General features: G+C 25.8%; 15 protein-coding genes and 2 pseudogenes. 12 read left to right on the forward strand and 5 right to left on the reverse strand.

Features of this window, described 5'->3' with window-relative positions:
- A pseudogene (locus tag ACTTAT_RS06580) lies at positions 1 to 492 on the reverse strand (anthranilate synthase component I); the annotation flags it as partial.
- Positions 492 to 1,895 carry a peptidylprolyl isomerase gene (locus ACTTAT_RS06585; protein WP_440680244.1) on the reverse strand — a complete coding sequence of 468 codons (1,404 nt, stop codon included), beginning with the start codon at positions 1,893 to 1,895 and terminating at the stop codon, positions 492 to 494. The gene ACTTAT_RS06585 and the pseudogene ACTTAT_RS06580, both read right to left, overlap by 1 nt.
- Before the next feature lie 43 nt (positions 1,896 to 1,938).
- Here ACTTAT_RS06585 and tpiA point away from each other — a divergent pair, with 43 nt between their 5' ends.
- The 8 genes from tpiA to ACTTAT_RS06625 are packed head-to-tail and all read left to right on the forward strand — an operon-like array spanning position 1,939 to position 8,411.
- The gene (tpiA, locus tag ACTTAT_RS06590) at positions 1,939 to 2,691 is read left to right on the forward strand and encodes a triose-phosphate isomerase (RefSeq protein WP_440680245.1); all 753 of its coding nucleotides are present in this window, start codon (positions 1,939 to 1,941) and stop codon (positions 2,689 to 2,691) included.
- A gap of 5 nt (positions 2,692 to 2,696) precedes the next feature.
- A complete protein-coding gene (gene secG, locus ACTTAT_RS06595; RefSeq protein WP_440680247.1) occupies positions 2,697 to 2,996 on the forward strand; it encodes a preprotein translocase subunit SecG in 300 nt (99 codons plus the stop codon).
- Between the two features lie 44 nt (positions 2,997 to 3,040).
- Positions 3,041 to 4,657, forward strand: a complete 1,617-nt coding sequence (locus ACTTAT_RS06600; RefSeq protein ID WP_440680248.1) for a CTP synthase — start codon at positions 3,041 to 3,043, stop codon at positions 4,655 to 4,657.
- Entirely contained in the window at positions 4,658 to 5,488 is an 831-nt protein-coding gene (kdsA, locus tag ACTTAT_RS06605) for a 3-deoxy-8-phosphooctulonate synthase (protein WP_440680249.1), read from the forward strand.
- On the forward strand, positions 5,488 to 6,741 hold the full coding sequence (gene eno, locus ACTTAT_RS06610) for a phosphopyruvate hydratase (protein WP_440680251.1): 1,254 nt from the start codon (positions 5,488 to 5,490) through the stop codon (positions 6,739 to 6,741). Before kdsA ends, eno begins: the two co-directional genes overlap by 1 nt.
- Positions 6,741 to 7,040, forward strand: coding sequence for an FtsB family cell division protein (locus ACTTAT_RS06615; RefSeq protein WP_440680252.1), 300 nt, complete (start codon positions 6,741 to 6,743; stop codon positions 7,038 to 7,040). The genes eno and ACTTAT_RS06615 overlap by 1 nt, the downstream gene beginning before the upstream one ends.
- A complete protein-coding gene (lipA, locus tag ACTTAT_RS06620) occupies positions 7,037 to 7,960 on the forward strand; it encodes a lipoyl synthase (RefSeq protein ID WP_440680253.1) in 924 nt (307 codons plus the stop codon). Before ACTTAT_RS06615 ends, lipA begins: the two co-directional genes overlap by 4 nt.
- A gap of 1 nt (position 7,961) precedes the next feature.
- The gene (locus tag ACTTAT_RS06625) at positions 7,962 to 8,411 is read left to right on the forward strand and encodes a type II toxin-antitoxin system RatA family toxin (RefSeq protein WP_440680255.1); all 450 of its coding nucleotides are present in this window, start codon (positions 7,962 to 7,964) and stop codon (positions 8,409 to 8,411) included.
- Here the strand turns inward: ACTTAT_RS06625 and ACTTAT_RS06630 are convergent.
- Genes ACTTAT_RS06630 through ispF form a run of 3 tightly spaced genes read right to left on the reverse strand, consistent with a single transcriptional unit; the run spans position 8,408 to position 10,417 of the window.
- Complete coding sequence (locus ACTTAT_RS06630) at positions 8,408 to 8,875, reverse strand: CinA family protein (protein ID WP_440680256.1); 468 nt, start codon at positions 8,873 to 8,875, stop codon at positions 8,408 to 8,410. The genes ACTTAT_RS06625 and ACTTAT_RS06630 overlap by 4 nt on opposite strands.
- The gene (locus tag ACTTAT_RS06635) at positions 8,872 to 9,324 is read right to left on the reverse strand and encodes a phosphatidylglycerophosphatase A family protein (RefSeq protein ID WP_440680257.1); all 453 of its coding nucleotides are present in this window, start codon (positions 9,322 to 9,324) and stop codon (positions 8,872 to 8,874) included. Before ACTTAT_RS06635 ends, ACTTAT_RS06630 begins: the two co-directional genes overlap by 4 nt.
- Positions 9,317 to 10,417 (reverse strand): 2-C-methyl-D-erythritol 2,4-cyclodiphosphate synthase, encoded by a 1,101-nt coding sequence (gene ispF, locus ACTTAT_RS06640; RefSeq protein WP_440680258.1) that lies wholly within the window; start codon positions 10,415 to 10,417, stop codon positions 9,317 to 9,319. The genes ACTTAT_RS06635 and ispF overlap by 8 nt, the downstream gene beginning before the upstream one ends.
- On the opposite strand from ispF, the gene ACTTAT_RS06645 reads away from it, so the two are divergent.
- The 4 genes and pseudogenes from ACTTAT_RS06645 to ACTTAT_RS06660 all read left to right on the forward strand — a co-directional run.
- On the forward strand, positions 10,416 to 12,185 hold the full coding sequence (locus tag ACTTAT_RS06645) for an ATP-binding protein (RefSeq protein WP_440680259.1): 1,770 nt from the start codon (positions 10,416 to 10,418) through the stop codon (positions 12,183 to 12,185). The two genes, ispF and ACTTAT_RS06645, sit on opposite strands and share 2 nt — an antisense overlap.
- The gene (locus ACTTAT_RS06650) at positions 12,163 to 13,503 is read left to right on the forward strand and encodes a sigma-54-dependent transcriptional regulator (protein WP_440680260.1); all 1,341 of its coding nucleotides are present in this window, start codon (positions 12,163 to 12,165) and stop codon (positions 13,501 to 13,503) included. Before ACTTAT_RS06645 ends, ACTTAT_RS06650 begins: the two co-directional genes overlap by 23 nt.
- A 6-nt stretch (positions 13,504 to 13,509) precedes the next feature.
- Positions 13,510 to 14,883, forward strand: coding sequence for a Trk system potassium transporter TrkA (gene trkA, locus ACTTAT_RS06655; protein WP_440680261.1), 1,374 nt, complete (start codon positions 13,510 to 13,512; stop codon positions 14,881 to 14,883).
- Positions 14,884 to 14,891: 8 nt separating this feature from the next.
- Positions 14,892 to 15,595 (forward strand): annotated as a pseudogene (locus ACTTAT_RS06660) (hypothetical protein); the annotation flags it as partial.

Raw genomic sequence — 15,595 nt, forward strand, 5'->3', positions numbered from 1 at the left:
CATTTTATTAGTTTGGTTGTCATGAATATAGATAAAATTAGGTCTAATAAGTTTGACATCAGGTATATTTAAATCATCTTTATTTTTATCAGGTATATTTTCGTAATATCTAATTATATCGTAACCTAAATATCCTGATAACATCATTGACATTTTAGGAAGGGTAGAGGGTAATTTAAAATTAAAGTCTTTAATAAATTTTTCTAAAAATAATTTTGGCTCTAATTTTTTTTTTATTTTTTTATTATTAAGAAAAATTTTTTTATTTATTATTTTGAGTGTTAAATCTGGTTTGAAACCAAAAATAGTGTACCTACCTCTAGTCTTTGCTTTTTCAACAGACTCAAATATGAATGAATTTTTTTTTCGAAGAACATTATTTATCAAAATATCTATTTTATTAATTGGGGTATTTTTTTCGATTATATATGTAATCGAGAATTTATTTTTTTTTTTAAATTTATTAAATTCAATTTTTTTTTGAGAAATCATTAAAAACTATTTTTAACCTGATTTAAAACTCTTTCGTTTAAATTTATGGGATATTTTTTAATTAAATAAGCATCCAGGTCTCTTAAAATTAAAGTTTTAAATTCTTGTTTTGTTTGATTTTTAAGAATTTTATTCAAGTTATCAATTTTATTTTTATTTTTAGATATTTTTTTTATTTTTAAAATATAAATTTTGTTCTTTTCATTAATGCTCAATACTTTGTTTTCTTCTGCACTAAATATTTTTTCGACATTCTTTTGACTAAATATTTTGTTATTATCTAATATATTTTCAAAAAAAACATTTTCTATTTTCAAGTTATATTTTTCTGCAGAAATTTTAAAAATATTATCATCATTTGATTCTGTTATATTTTTTGCTAGCGTTTTATTTTTTTCATAGTTTAAGATATCTTGAATTTCTTTTTTAATTCCAGTTTCTAATTTTACCTCGTAATCTTTAATAATATTTTTTAAATGCACTAGATATTTAACATTTTTTATTTCAATTATTTCTGTTTTAAAATTTTCAGTTAATGAGAATAAGATTTCTTTGAATTGATTTTGTTCAGATAATAAACGATTTTTATTTATACCGTTTCTATTAATTTTTTCTAAGAGTGAGGTTTTTAAGTTATATTTTTTTTTTAAATCAATATAGTTTAAATTATTTACCACGTCATTTTCTATATTGTTTAATAATTTATAAAATTGATTATTTTCTTTTTCAAAACCAAGAGTTTTATTATCTAATTTTACAACTTCTCCTTCTCTTAATTCACCTAAAGAAAATTTTTGTTTATTTTGATTAAAATATTTTTCTATTTTTTCATCTGAAATTTTTTCATGATTTTCAATTTGATAAAACTCAGCATTAATTTGCTTTAAAAATTCATTTTCTATTTTCTTTATATGGTAATCTGTTGATGAAACACCGTTGGTAAAAACTTTTACAACTAAATTTTTAATTAATTCTTTCTTTAAACGTTCTTCTAATTTTTTTACATTTATATTATTCAAAAGTAAAAATTTTTCGTATTCTACTCTTGAAAATTTTCCATTGCTATCTTTAAAGTTTTCAAGAGATTTAATATAATACGCTAGAGCATCATCGTTAATAATTATTCCAAGATCTTCTGCAAATTTTTCATAAATTTTTTCAGCCAAAAGATCATTTAATATTAACGAGTGATCAGCATCTGTTAATTCAGTTTTATTTTTTCTATTTACATAGTTACGCGCAGATTCAATATAATCTTTTGTATAAACTTTTTTATCTTTTATTTGAGCTATAATGTTTTTATTACCATCACTAAATAAATCGCCCATACCCCAAGCGCCAAAAACAATAATAATTATTCCCGTCATAATTGTGATAGCTATTTTTTTAGTTAGGCTTTGCATTTTTTCTTGATATGTGAATGTTATTTACCTTAATAATATAAAAATGTATTCAAAAAAGTATTTTATTGCAAATTGGAAAATGAACGGTGAGCCTAAAGACCTTGACCGGATATATAAAATTGAAAAATTTTTAAAAAATTTTAAAAAAAAAATTAATTTAAACTGCATTTTCTGTTTACCGTTCACATTGTTAGGTTTGATCAATCATAAAAAAATCTCTGTTATAAAAATCGGGTCGCAAAATATTGCTGCCTCATCAATTGATTATGGAGCATTTACAGGATCTGTGAGTGCTAAAATGGTAAGACAACTGGGTTGCAAATACACAATTATAGGTCATTCGGAAAATAGAAATGAAGGTGAAACAGACAAAGATATAAATAAAAAAATTGAGTTTGCTTCAAGCAAAAATTTAAAAGCTATTTTGTGTGTTGGCGAAACCTTTAATGAATTTAAAAATAAAAAATCTTTTAATAAAGTTAAAAGCCAAATTTATTCAGCATTTAAAGACAATAAAAGGCACCTTGGAAATATAGTCATTGCATATGAGCCAATTTGGTCAATCGGCACAGGCTTAATTCCGGAGAAAGTATATTTGGACAGTTTTTTTAAAAAAATTAAAGATTTAATTAGAAAAGATTTTAAAAAAAATGTTCCAGTTTTATATGGAGGTTCAGTTTCATCAAAAAATATATCAAGTTTAAAAAATATAGATTGTTGTGATGGATTTTTGATTGGTGGCGCATCATTGAAAACACAAAATTTCATTGATATTATTAAAAAGTATTATATCTAGTCTTCGTGGAAAATATAATTTTAACCATACATGTGATATTAGCCTTTTTATTAATTGGCTCTGTTTTAATGCAAAAATCTGAAGGTGGCGCTCTTGGAATAGGTTCTTCTGGCAGCGACTCATTTATGTCGTCAAGAAGTGCAGGTAGTTTTTTAACAAAATTCACTTCTGTAGTTGCAATTATGTTCATAATCACAAGCATTACACTCACAGCAATGCATAGAAACGATGCAAAGAATAGTTCTGTTATAGATAAAATAGAGAAAAAAGAAGATAACTCTCCAAAAATACCAAAATCCAAATAATAAAAAGTTTTACTATTTACATATTTAAAATATAAAGACCTTCCATGGCGCGTTATATATTTGTAACTGGCGGTGTGGTATCATCCCTTGGAAAAGGTCTTTCCTCAGCTTCATTGGGCTACTTACTTAAAAGCAGAGGGTATAAAGTTAAAATCAGAAAACTTGATCCGTATTTAAATATTGATCCTGGTACAATGAATCCTTTTGAGCATGGAGAGGTTTTTGTTACTGATGATGGAGCAGAAACAGATTTAGATCTAGGTCACTATGAGAGATTTATCGATATAAATCTTACATCGCTTGATAATGTCACAACAGGTAAAATTTATTCTCAAATTTTGGAAAAAGAAAGATCCGGTAAATATTTGGGTAACACTGTTCAAGTAATTCCTCATGTAACAAATCAAATCAAGGATTTCATAAAAGCAAAAACTAGTGGATATGATTTTATTATATGTGAAATTGGTGGAACAGTTGGGGATATCGAAAGCCTTCCTTTTTTAGAAGCAATTAGGCAATTTTCAAACGATATTGGAAAAGATAAAAGTTTATTTGTTCATTTAACTCTTGTTCCCTACTTAAAATCCTCTGAAGAGATAAAAACTAAACCTACACAACATTCTGTGAAAGAATTGAGAAGCTTGGGAATACAACCGGATATTATAGTTTGTAGATCAGAAATCACTTTACCAAAAGGTCAAAGAAAAAAAATATCTTTATTTTGCAATGTTAACATTGAAAATGTTATTCAAACTGTAGATGTTAAAACAATTTATGAAGCACCAATTAGTTTTTATAAAGAAAAATTTGATTATCAGGTTTTAAAACATTTCAATATAAAAAACAAAAAACAACCTAATTTGAAACCATGGTACAGGACTAAAAATATTATTCTAAATTCTAAAAAAGAAGTAAATATTTTTGTTGTTGGAAAATATGTTGATTTAAAAGATGCATACAAATCTATTGATGAAGCTTTAATCCATGGTGGTTTAGCGAATAGTATTAAAGTGAATCTAAACAAAATAGACTCTGAAAAATTAAAGAAAAATCAAATTAAAAATAAATTAAAAAACGCAGATGGTATTTTAATACCAGGAGGATTTGGGAAAAGAGGAACCGAAGGTAAAATACAATGCATAAAATTTGCAAGAGAAAATAAAATTCCATTTTTTGGTATTTGTTTTGGAATGCAGTTATCACTAATTGAATTTGCTAGAAATGTTTTAAAATTAAGAAATGCAAACTCAACTGAATTAAACAAAAATTGTATACCTGTAATCGGATTGATAGAAGAGTGGTATAAGGATGGCATGTTAAAAAAAGGTGACTTAAAGAAGCTGGGTGGAACAATGAGGCTAGGTTCATATGAATGCAATCTTAATGAAAAATCTATGGTTAAGAAAATATATAAATCAAAAAAAATATATGAAAGACATAGACATAGATACGAAGTTAATATTGCTTACAAAAACAAATTTGAAAGCAAGGGGTTAATTTTTTCTGGATTATCAAATAATAATAAATTAACTGAAATTATTGAGCTAAATTCTCATCCGTGGTTCGTGGGTGTACAATTTCACCCCGAGTTTAAATCTAGGCCACTTTCTCCACACCCTTTATTTGCATCTTTTATAAAAGCCGCTAAAAACAAAAAGTAAATGAGCAAACAAATTAGTTTAAAAAAATTTAATGTTTCGAACGATCTCCCTTTTTTCTTAATTTCTGGACCTTGCCAGCTTGAAAATAGAGATCATGCCATGTTCATGGCAGAAGAAATTAAAAAAATTACTAATAAATTAGAAATAAACTTAGTTTATAAAACCTCTTTCGATAAGGCTAATAGAACAAGTTTAAAGTCCGAAAGAGGTATTGGTTTAGATAAATCTATTAAAGTATTCGAAGAAATTAAGAGGAATTTTAATTTACCAATTTTAACTGATGTTCATTCACCAGAACAATGTAATCAAGTTAAAAATGTAGTTGATATTATCCAAATCCCGGCATTTTTGTGTAGACAAACAGACTTGTTAATTTCTGCAGCAAAAACAAATTTAATAGTAAATATTAAAAAAGGCCAGTTCTTAGCTCCGTGGGATATGAAAAATGTAATAAAAAAAATATCAGATTCAAATAATGATAATATTTTAGTAACTGAGAGAGGAGTATCTTTTGGCTACAATACTTTAGTTTCAGATATGAGATCGATATCTATATTAAAAAAAGAACAGTACCCAGTTATATTTGACGCTACGCACTCAGTCCAGCAACCTGGCGGAAAAGGCGATTCAAGTGGTGGGGAAAGAGAGTTTATTTATGATTTATCTAAAGCCGCAATCGCAGTAGGGGTTGCGGGTCTTTTTCTAGAAGTTCATGATGATCCAGATAACGCACCCTCAGATGGACCAAATATGTTAAATTTATCTGATTTAGAAAATTTTTTAAATAATATAAAAAAAATAGATGATTTGGTTAAACAAAACAGTTTTTGATGACAAAAATAATTGAGATTAAGTCTAGACAGGTATTTGATAGCAGAGGTTTTCCAACTGTTCAATCAAATGTAAAACTTGAGGACGGTTCAATTGGAACATCTATAGTACCATCCGGTGCATCAACTGGTAGTTACGAGGCTTGTGAGTTAAGAGATGAAAATTCTAAATATCTTAATAAAAGCGTTTTTAATGCAGTCGAAAATGTGAACAATTTGATTAACAATCATCTAAAGGGAAAAGATTCTTTAGATCAAGAAAATATTGACGAATTATTAATTAATTTAGATGGTACAGATAATAAATCTAAATTAGGAGCAAATTCAATTCTGTCTGTTTCTATAGCTAATTGTAAAGCTGCTGCTCAAAGTCAAAAAAAAGAAATATTTGAGTATTTGTCAAAAGATAAAAAATATAAATTACCTTTTCCATTAATGAATATTGTTAATGGTGGTGCACACGCAAATAATTCCCTGAATATTCAAGAATTTATGATTAGACCTGATGGAGCAAATTCTTTTGAAGAATGCATGCAGATAGCTTTTTTAACAATACAAAATTTAAAAAAAATACTTGAAGCAAATAAAATGAATACAAGCGTAGGTGACGAAGGTGGTTTTGCCCCGAATTTAAATTCTGATGAAGAGGCAATAGATTTGATTTTAGAGTCCATAAACAAATCAGGATTTAAACCAGGTAAAGATGTAACTTTATGTTTAGATGTTGCTTCCAATGAATTATATGATGGTAAAAATTATTCAATTATAACTAATAAAAAAATTAGCTCAGGAGAATTAATTGATTATTATTCATCCTTAACAAATAAATATCCTATAAAATCAATTGAGGATCCAATTTTTGAAGATGATTGGAGCTCATGGTCGAGTTTAACCAAAAGGCTAGGTGAAAAGGTTCAAATTGTAGGTGATGATTTATTTGTAACTAATCACAAAAGGTTAGACAGAGGTATTGAAGAAAAATCTGCAAATGCAATCTTAATTAAATTGAATCAGATAGGAACCGTCAGTGAAACTTTAAAAACTATATATTTAGCTCAAGATAATAACTTTAATACAATTATCTCTCACAGATCCGGTGATACTGAGGATACTTTTATTTCTGATTTAGCAGTCGCCACAAAATCTAATCAAATCAAAACAGGTTCTCTTTCAAGATCTGAAAGAGTTTCAAAATATAATAGATTGTTAAATATTGAAGAAATACTTAAGAATCCTGGGATGTCAGCAATATAATGAAAAAGTTTTTTTTATTTTTTAAGAATTATAAATTTATAATTATTAATATCTTTTTAATAATGTACTTTGTAATTAATTTTTTTGATGGAAATAGAGGTTATTTTTCTTTTCAAAATAAAAAACTTGAATATCAAAGTTTAGTAGAAGTTGAAAAAAATCTTAAAATTGAAAACCAACAATTAAAAGAAGAAAATGAAGCATTAACAACAAAAATAAATCTCGAATTTATTGATGAAATGTATAGAAAAAAATTTTTAGTTGGAAAAAAAGGTGAAAAGCTCATAATAATTAAATGAAACCAAGGCACCCAGAAAAGATTAACAAACCAATAAATCCCATACAGAGAAAACCTGATTGGATTAGGGTAAAAATATCAAATTCTTCAATTTATAATGAAACTAAAGAAATAGTAAAAAGTAATAATCTTCATACAGTTTGTGAAGAAGCAGGATGCCCCAATATATCTGAGTGTTGGAGCAAGAGACATGCAACTTTTATGATTATGGGAGATACTTGCACTAGGGCTTGTGCGTTTTGTAATGTTAAAACAGGATTACCAAATGCACTAGATCGCAAGGAACCTTCAAGAATTGCAAAAGCGACGAACGATTTAAATTTAAAACATGTAGTTATTACTTCTGTTGATCGAGATGATTTAGAAGATGGCGGTGCAGAACATTTTGCTCAAACAATTTTAGAAATAAAAAAATTAAACCCAAATACAAGTGTTGAAATTTTAACACCTGATTTCTTAAGAAAAGGCGATGTGTATAAAAAAATCATCTTGGCAAAACCTGATGTATTTAATCACAATATTGAAACTGTCCCTTCTAATTATACAAAAGTAAGGCCTGGATCGCGTTATTTTCAGTCTATAAACTTACTAAAAGAAGCAAAAGATTATGATGATAAGATATTTACAAAATCTGGTTTAATGCTTGGTTTAGGTGAAAGTGAAGATGAGTTGTATCAAGTTATGGACGACTTAAGATGCGCAAAGGTAGACTTTTTAACTTTAGGCCAATATCTACAGCCAACTGACAGGCACTATCCAATAAAAAAATTTATTCCTCCCGAGGACTTTGAAAAATATAAAAAAATTGCTTATTCAAAAGGTTTTCTATTAGTATCCTCAAGTCCTATGACAAGATCTAGTTATCATGCTGATGATGATTTTCAGAAATTAAAAGAAAAAAGACAAAATAATCTTATTTAACTTGCCTCAAAAAAAAATAGTTAAAAAATTTAATTATCCAATTGAGCTAATAGAAAAGTTAATACTTGATATAGACGAATACAAAAAATTTTTACCCTGGTGCAGCGACTCAAGAATAGTATCTAAAAAAGAAAATGAAAAAAATATTGATATTATAGCAGATCTTGAAATAGGTTATTCTTTTGCAAAAGATATTTATACTAGCAGTGTAAACTTTGATAAAGTTAAGAAAAAAATAATAGTTAAATCAATAAAAGGTCCATTAAAAAATTTAGAAAATATCTGGTCTTTAAAAAAAATTTCAAATAATGAGTGTGAAGTATCTTTTTCTATAAACTTAGAGCTTAAGAATTTTTTATTAAATAAAATGTTAACTTCAATGTTTGATATCGGCTTTGATAAAATATTAAGATCTTTTGAAAATAGAGCTAATTACTTAAACAAAAATTAGATCATTTTATCTAATATATTAAATATAATGTTTACAGTTTTTTTTTGAATTTTGTTTCTTTCTAATTTTTTATTAAAATTATACATATAAATTTTATAATTTTTTTTAAACTTAATACCAACATAAACTAAACCTACTGGTTTCAATTTACTACCCCCGCTCGGACCCGCAATACCAGTGGTGGATATGCATAAATCAGTGTTGGATATTTTGAAGAGATTTTCAACCATATCTTTACATATTTGCGAACTTACAGCTCCATATTTTTTTAAATTTTGTTTTTTAATTTTTAGTAATTTTTCTTTAGATTGATTTGAATATGTGACTAACCCAAGATTAAAAATATTTGATGAATTTGGAACTGAAGTTATTTCACTCGCAATCAATCCTCCTGTGCACGACTCAGCAACAGATATAGTGATTTTTTTTCTAATTAATTTTTTAATAACTTTTTTATTAATCATAAATATAATTTAATAACATAAATTATTACAAAACTATATATTCCAGCTATTATATCATCACCAATAATTCCAATTGGCCCTTTAATCTTTTTATCAAAAATATTTGCAGGATATATTTTTAAAATATCAAAAAACCTAAAACTAATAAAGGATAATAAAATTAGTAATAAATTTCCATCACAAATTATTAATGGAATTAATTGTCCAATAAATTCATCAATTACAATTTCTTTAGGATCATCTTTTGAGAAGTTACTTAATATTTTTTGTAAAAAAAATAATGAGTACAAAAGAACTCCAATTATTATTATTACAAAAATCAAATTTGAAAAAAAATTATAAAAAACAAAATAAAAGATAATAGTAAATATACTGCCAAAGGTACCAGATGCTGGTAGCTTGCCTATATTAAATAGCGTAAAAATTAAATAATTAATATTATTAAGCATTTTCTAGTGTTGAAATTACTTCACAAGCAAGTGCTTTATTTTTTCCAATAATTCCAAGTTTATCTGTTGTTTTTGCTTTTATATTAATTTTATTTGGTTTGATCAAACAAAGCTTGGAAATATTTTTTTTAATTTTTTCCTTATAATTTTTTAAATTAGGTGATTGTAAAATAATATTTAAATCAATAGAGGAGATTTTTAAATTAATCATTTTTAATTTTATAATAATTTCTCTTATTAATTTGGTCGATCTAATACCTTTGTATTTTTTGCTATTTGGAAAAAGTGTGCCAATATCACCTAATCTAGCCGCACCCATAAAACTATCTATTAATGCGTGTAAAAGACTGTCCCCATCACTATGACCAACAGCACCATGCTTTGAAGGTATTTTTATACCACCAATATATAAATTATACCCTGGTGACATTTTATGAATATCATACCCAATTCCAAAAAATTTTTCTTTGGAACCTAAATCTTTAATATAAGTTATTTTTTTATTTTGCTCTTCTCCATTTATTATTTTTATTTTTTCCTTGTTAGTATAAAACAAAATTGAGTCATCAGTAATTTTTTTATCTATATTTTTTTTGTGAAATTTTTTTATCTTATCTAGTTTGAAACCTTGGGGTGTTTGTATCAACTTAATTTGATTTCTATTGACATATGAATTTTTATAAATGGTTGTATCTGAGCTTTTAATGACTGGTATAACACAATCATTTTTTTTTAATTGTTTTATTATTTTTTTAATTAATTTAATTGATACATCAGCTCTTGCTGCATCATGAATTAAAACATGAGAATAATTATTTTTTATCTTTTTAAGACCATTTTTAACAGAGTCACATCGATATTTTCCTCCATTAAAAAATATAACTTTTTTAGTTTTTTTTATAGTTGGGCTGTATTTTTTTTGATATTTATTGTTTATGCCAACATGGATTTGCTTAACTTCTTTGATTTCATCAAATTTTTTTATACTATGGTTTATAAGGATGTCCTTTTTATAAAAATGAAATTGTTTAGGAATATTACTTTTAAATCTAGTGCTGTTTCCTGCGGCCAATATAATTACTGCTAAATTCATGAAATATATATTAAATTTATTATCGAATACATATTTTTTATCAACTTTATTTTTAACATCAATTGTATTAGGTTTTGTCTCACTTCAAACTTTTATTGGCATTGGATATTTTAGATTAAGTCAGTTTAATGTAGAAGTTCTATTAATTTTAAATTTGATTTTATTATTAGTTTTAATAATTTCTATTGCAGTTAAAGTTTATAAAAATTATCAAAAAAAAAAATCAAAAGAATTAGGTGGAGAAACTAGCAAAAACTTAGTTTTGTCTTTTTTACTTATATCTTCGTTGCCTTCTTTGTTAATTGCAATTTTTTCAATTATTATATTTAACTATGGTATTCAAAATTGGTTTGATCAAAAAATCTTATCTTTAGTTAACAATTCAAGAAATATAGCTGTCAATTATTTAAATGATTATCAAAAATCAATTGTAAAAGATTTAAAACTTATTGCCAATGACTTAAACAGAAATAAGAAAATACTTTTATCTGATAACAAAAAATTAAAGAATTACCTAATATTTCAATTAAATTTTAGAGATGTTAAAAATATATTTTTAATTGATAAAAATGGAAAGTTAATTGAAACACCAAATAACAATTATATTTCCCCATCTAAAAATATGTTGTTACAAGCAAGTAATGGAAAACCATTAATTATTTCAAATGCAGTAGAAAAGAAAACATACGCATTAATAAAGTTAAATAATTATAAGAATTTATATTTATATTCATTTCAGAATGTTGATGCAAAAATTAATTCTTTTTTAAAAGAGACTGGTGACGCATCAACATATTATTATCAGGTAAAAAATAATACTTTTAAAATACAAATTACTTTTTTTACAATTTATATAATTTTTACTCTTTTGCTTGTATTGATGTCTGCAATTTTTGGAATTAATTTTGCTGCAAAAACGACGAAACCACTTAATAATTTATTTAAAGCAGCCAAAAGAGTGGGAGAAGGGGATTATGATATTAACTTAGAAAAATCAAAAAATGAAGATTTTCAAAATTTAAATTTAATTTTTAGTGACATGGTCTCACAGATAAAAAAACAAAAACAAAAAAATATTTTATCTGGTCGTTTCGAGGCTTGGCAAGTAATTGCAAGAAAATTAGCCCATGAAATTAGAAACCCATTAACACCTATTCAATTATCTTTAGATAGAATCAAATCTAAAATTATTGATGATGATAATTCAAAAAAACATCTTTTAATTATTGATAACCAAATAAATGCAATTTCAGAATTGGTAAATAACTTTTCTGACTTTGCAAGAATGCCAAAGCCAGTTTTTGAAAAAAATAATTTAACTAAAATTATTTTAGATGCTTCAGAAACATATAGATTAAACTACGAAAAGATTAAGTTTGTAATCAATAATACAATTAAAAATGGTGATATTTTTTGTGATAAAAATCAAATTAATAGAGTGATGATAAATATTTATAAAAATTCAGTTGAGTCTATTGAGGAAAAAAATTCTGACGGAGAAATAATTACTAATTTATCTGAAGATAGAAAATATTTTTTGATTACAATTTTTGATAATGGGGTAGGTTTTAAAGACTCTGGTAATAATAAGCAGGACGATCCTTATTTCACAACAAAAAAAAATGGAAGTGGATTAGGTTTGTCAATAGTATCAAAAATTATTCATGAACATAACGGACAAATTTTTTATGATAATAGAAACGATCAAGAAGGGGCATTTGTAACAATTACACTTCCAAAATTAAATGAAAAAAATTTTAATAGTTGATGACGAAAAAGATATAAGGTTCATTTTAAATGAAATCTTAACTGAAAATCACTATACTGTAGTTTCCGCTGAAACCATCAAAGAAGCCGAAAGCATAATTAATAACGATCATTTTGATCTTGCCTTATTAGATGTTCTTTTAGATGAAAAATCTAGAGATGGATTGTATTTACTAAGCCAAATTAAAAAAAAAAATAAAGATATTCCCGTTATCATGATGTCAGGTCATGCAAATATCCAAATTGCAGTAAACTCTGTCAAAGATGGAGCTTTTGAATTTTTAGAAAAACCTTTTAATCAAGAAAGATTATTAAATTTTATTAAAAGAGGAATTGAGTTTTCAGAGCTATCAACTTCTAAACAAAATTTACAAGAAAATATTTTTAAATCTTTTGAATTAATTGGCCAATCAAAAGAAATTTTAAAAATTAAAGAAGAGATAAATAAAATTGCAAATTCAGATGGTAGAATTTTAATTGAAGGACCTAGCGGTAGTGGTAAAGAATTATTAGCAAGAGAAATACACAAAAGTTCTAAACGAAGTGATTTTGATTTCGTAATCTTAGACTCTTCTAGAATAAATTCTAAAAATTTTGAAGAAAATATATTTGGAATAATTAAAGAGGGTACTGTTATCAAAGGTCACTTAGAAAAAGCTAATAATGGTACTTTATTTATTGATAATATAAACGAACTACCACTTGACGCTCAAAATAAATTATTAAGAGTGATTACTGACCAAAGGTTTAAGAGGTTAAACGATACACTTACTGTAAAATCAAATTTCAGAGTTATTGCTTCTTCATCTGAAAATTTAAAACAGAATACAATAGATGGTAGTTTTCGAGAGGACTTGTTCCACAGATTAAATGTTATATATTTTTATTTGCCACCACTTATTGAAAGATCAACCGATATACCTTTACTAATCAGTTATTTCTTTAAAAGATTTAAAGGCGAAAATTATGAGTATAAAAATAAAATTAAAAATATTGATTTATTTTATGATTATAATTGGCCAGGAAATATTAGGGAATTAAGAAACTTGGTTGAAAGAATAGTAATTTTAGGTCAAGATGATGTAGATAAAATAGAAAAATTAGTATATAGTTATTTTAATTCAAATTTAAAAGTTGATAAAATAAACTCATCAAAATCAGATTTAACATTAAAAGAAGCAAGAGATAATTTTGAAAGAGAATATTTAATAAAGCAATTAAAAATAAATGATGGAAATGTGTCAAAAACAGCAAAATCAGTCGGAATGGAAAGGTCAGCCTTACATAGAAAGCTGTCATTACTAAATATAAAATACTAGAAAACAATGAATATTATAATTTGCGGTGCAGGCCAGGTCGGTTATTCAATTGCTAACCAATTATCCCAGCAAGGGCATTCTATAACTGTAATTGATAAAACTAGTGCCGATATTCAAAAAATAAATGACAATTTAGATGCTAAGGGCATAGTTGGTATTGCTACCTATCCAAGTGTTTTAGAATTAGCAGAAGCAAAAAATGCAGATATGATAGTTGCAGTAACCAGAAATGATGAAACTAATATGATTGTGTGTCAAATAGCACACTCTTTATTTAATGTTTCTAGAAAAATTGCGAGAATAAGATCAAAAGAATTTTTGAACCCAACTTATAGTAATTTATTTAGCAAGAACCATTTACCAATAGATACAATCATATCTCCTGAGTTCGAAGTAGCTAAATCTCTTTTAAGAAAAATCGAAGCTCCTGGGGCAATAGAAAGTTTTCCATTTGCAAACGATACAATAAGATTGATTGAGATAAATATCGATAACAAATGTCCATTGGTCAATACACCTTTACAAAAACTTACCGAATCTTTTTCTGACTTAAACGCAAATGTAGTAGGCGTTCAGAGGGAAGATAAATTTATAATATTGAAAAAGAAAGATATTTTAATTGAAAATGATAAAGCTTTTATTTTAACTGACTCAAGACAAGTCGAGAGAACCATGGATGTTTTTGGTAAGAATGAAAAAATTTCTGACAAAATATTAATTATAGGAGCCGGCAATATAGGTCTTGATCTTGCAAAATCTTTAGAAGACCTCCCAAGCAATCCAAGGATTAAAATTATAGAAAAAAACGATGAAAGGGCTCAATATGTTGCCAATGAACTAAATGAAGCAATGGTGATCAAGGGTGATGGTTTAGATGAAAATATCCTAAAAGAGGTAAATCTTGAAGAAATTGACACAGTTTTATGCATTACTGATGATGATGAGGTTAATTTAATGAGTGCTTTGTTATGCAAAAAGAAAGGCATTAAAAGAGTCATAGCAATTGCAAATAGTCACAATTATAGTTTGTTACAATCATCTCTGAAAATTGATGATATCGTTGACCCAAGAATGACAACAGTATCTACAATTTTAAAACATGTTCATAAAGGAAAGATTGATAGCGTATTTACCCTTGATGATGGTGAATACGAAATTATTGAGGCAAAAATTTTAGAGAATTCTGAGTTGGTTAATAAATCTATTGAAAAATCTTCTTTACCTGAAGGCATAAAAATTGGATTAATTGCCCGAGATAAAAATATAATTGTACCAAATAAAAAATTCGAATTTAAACTTAACGACAGGGTTATTCTTTTGTCTTCAAGAAGTCAGCTTAAAAAAGTTGAACAATTATTTCGTATAAGTGAATATTATTAAAATTTTAAATGAATATAAAGGCAATACTTTACTTTCTAGGTAAATTAAATTTATTAATAATTTTTTTCAGCATAATTAATTTAATTTACTGTTTATATTTTAATTTTAATCTTAACATTCATGTTTATTTAATTACTTTAATTTTTTCTTTGTTATTTTTCTATGTATCTAAAAGGATTAAATTTAATGAGGAAAATCTTAGATCATATAACCTAATTTCCCTTACTATTCTTGGTTGGATTATTCTACCCTTAATCATTTCAATACCTTTTTGGTTGGGTGGCTATGAAAATTTTTTAAATTCTTATTTTGAAACACTTTCTGGATTCACGTCTTTTGGCGCATCTGTTTTTATAGAAAAATTTAATTTTTTAGATTCTCCATTGCTACTTTGGAGAGCATCCACACAATTAATGGGTGCTATATTTTTTGTTATTACCATTATTCTTGTACTAGGAAATAAGGAAATAAATCTCTACCCAATTAAGTTTATAACAAAAAAAAAAGAAACTGTTTACTTTTCTATTAATTTTGAAAACATTTTTAATAATACTTGTTATGCTTTTGTAATTTTATTTTTAATCTCTTTATTTTTTTTAAACTTTACTGATTTAAGAATATTAGACAAATTTACTTTATCATTAACAATAATTTCTACTGGTGGTTTTTATATTTCTGATTTAGTTTTATCAAATAGTGATAAGTTAATTAT

The sequence above is a fragment of the Candidatus Pelagibacter sp. HIMB1517 genome, from assembly GCF_052047895.1.
GTDB lineage: Bacteria > Pseudomonadota > Alphaproteobacteria > Pelagibacterales > Pelagibacteraceae > HIMB114.

Bases quoted from the DNA above. Each gene is read 5' to 3' on its own strand.
- ispF (WP_440680258.1), bottom strand. From the start codon at position 10,417: ATGAATTTAGCAGTAATTATATTGGCCGCAGGAAACAGCACTAGATTT.
- lipA (WP_440680253.1), top strand. From the start codon at position 7,037: ATGAAACCAAGGCACCCAGAAAAGATTAACAAACCAATAAATCCCATA.
- ACTTAT_RS06630 (WP_440680256.1), bottom strand. From the start codon at position 8,875: ATGATTAATAAAAAAGTTATTAAAAAATTAATTAGAAAAAAAATCACT.
- ACTTAT_RS06585 (WP_440680244.1), bottom strand. From the start codon at position 1,895: ATGCAAAGCCTAACTAAAAAAATAGCTATCACAATTATGACGGGAATA.
- trkA (WP_440680261.1), top strand. From the start codon at position 13,510: ATGAATATTATAATTTGCGGTGCAGGCCAGGTCGGTTATTCAATTGCT.
- ACTTAT_RS06615 (WP_440680252.1), top strand. From the start codon at position 6,741: ATGAAAAAGTTTTTTTTATTTTTTAAGAATTATAAATTTATAATTATT.
- kdsA (WP_440680249.1), top strand. From the start codon at position 4,658: ATGAGCAAACAAATTAGTTTAAAAAAATTTAATGTTTCGAACGATCTC.
- ACTTAT_RS06600 (WP_440680248.1), top strand. From the start codon at position 3,041: ATGGCGCGTTATATATTTGTAACTGGCGGTGTGGTATCATCCCTTGGA.
- tpiA (WP_440680245.1), top strand. From the start codon at position 1,939: ATGTATTCAAAAAAGTATTTTATTGCAAATTGGAAAATGAACGGTGAG.
- ACTTAT_RS06650 (WP_440680260.1), top strand. From the start codon at position 12,163: ATGAAAAAAATTTTAATAGTTGATGACGAAAAAGATATAAGGTTCATT.
- eno (WP_440680251.1), top strand. From the start codon at position 5,488: ATGACAAAAATAATTGAGATTAAGTCTAGACAGGTATTTGATAGCAGA.
- ACTTAT_RS06635 (WP_440680257.1), bottom strand. From the start codon at position 9,324: ATGCTTAATAATATTAATTATTTAATTTTTACGCTATTTAATATAGGC.
- ACTTAT_RS06645 (WP_440680259.1), top strand. From the start codon at position 10,416: ATGAAATATATATTAAATTTATTATCGAATACATATTTTTTATCAACT.